This window comes from Endozoicomonas sp. ONNA2 (assembly GCF_024606365.1).
GTDB lineage: Bacteria > Pseudomonadota > Gammaproteobacteria > Pseudomonadales > Endozoicomonadaceae > Endozoicomonas.
The window spans coordinates 1-1,412 of record NZ_JAHHPO010000217.1 but is presented as its reverse complement, the minus strand read 5'-3'; the positions used below and the strand labels follow the sequence as shown (position 1 = coordinate 1,412).

The window sequence follows — 1,412 nt, the reverse complement described above, 5'->3', positions numbered from 1 at the left end:
TGCCAGAGCACCTATTACAGTGCCATGGAAAAAGTGGGCATCCACAAGCGCGATATTATGGTAGATCGCATTGAAGACACCCAAACTGCACAGGAGCAGGCACAGGTGCAATTCCAAAGCGCACTGGAGCAATTCCAGAGTGTTATCAACTTTGAGGGTGGCGACCTGGAAGCCGCCTACAATGACCTGAACTCAGAATATAAGGACAGCCTCGCCGCTGCAGAGAGAGTAAGAGAGCGCATTGCCAGCGTCCAGGGTGTCTCTGAGGCGCTGTTTGACGAATGGGAAGACGAACTCAATCTCTACAAAAGCCATAGCCTGCGTAGGGCCAGTGCCCAGAAGCTGAAAGACACCCGACGTCAGTATCAGCGTATGATGGTCAGTCTGGAAAATTCTGAACAACGAATGCAGCCGGTACTGGATGCCTTTCGCGATCAGGTACTTTATCTGAAGCATAACCTGAATGCCCGGGCCATCAGTGCATTGAAAGGGGAGTTCAGCACCATTAAGGCGGATATTGATCGCCTGATCAGTGATATGCAGGTTTCTATTGACCAGTCACGGCAGTTTATTCAAGCGCTCAAGCAGACCTGATATTCAACGACGTGGTACCCGTAGAAAACAGGGTATTTCTTGCGGAACACCCTATTTTTAACTGGCAATCACAGGAGGCTGTCCGAGAATAGACTGCCCTACACGGCAACCGCTCCTGCGTTGCTCTGGCTCCTGCATCCATGCAGTCGTGCGGTGGCAGCATTTTCAGCCATCCTCGCTACGGGGACGCCCAGTCGGGCGCTATTCCCGGACAGCCTCCTGACATTCTGATCAGAGCTTAGTTTTTCTCTTTATCAACCAGCTTGTTAGCGGTGATCCAGGGCATCATTTCCCGTAGCTGAGCACCAACCTTCTCAATCGGGTGAGCTGCGTTGTTGCGACGATAGGCGGTCATGGATGGATAATTCAGAGCACCTTCAGAAATAAACTTCTTGGCATACTCGCCATTCTGAATATCTTTCAGCGCTTCACGCATCGCCTTGCGGGACTCGTCGTTGATAACCCGCGGACCAGTCACATACTCACCATACTCCGCATTGTTGGAGATGGAGTAGTTCATATTGGCAATACCACCTTCGTACATCAGGTCAACAATCAGCTTGAGTTCATGGAGACACTCAAAGTAAGCCATTTCCGGTGCATAACCGGCTTCCGTCAGGGTTTCAAAACCGGCCTTGACCAGCTCAACAGCACCACCGCAAAGCACGGCCTGCTCCCCAAAAAGGTCCGTTTCAGTTTCATCTTTGAACGTAGTTTCGATGATACCGGTACGACCACCACCCACACCGGAAGCGTAAGAAAGAGCAACGTCTTTGGCCTGGCCGGAAGCATCCTGAAAAATAGCAATCGGGTCTGGG

General features: G+C 51.3%; 1 protein-coding gene and 1 pseudogene. One reads left to right on the top strand and one right to left on the bottom strand.

What is annotated here, in order from left to right:
• Positions 1 to 594 (top strand): DUF2959 domain-containing protein (locus tag KDK14_RS04050; RefSeq protein WP_257263738.1); only part of this gene is annotated, 594 nt, incomplete at its 5' end.
• 238 nt (positions 595 to 832) lie between these two features.
• On the opposite strand, the pseudogene KDK14_RS04045 reads toward KDK14_RS04050, so the two are convergent.
• Positions 833 to 1,412, bottom strand: a pseudogene (locus KDK14_RS04045) (ketol-acid reductoisomerase); the annotation flags it as partial.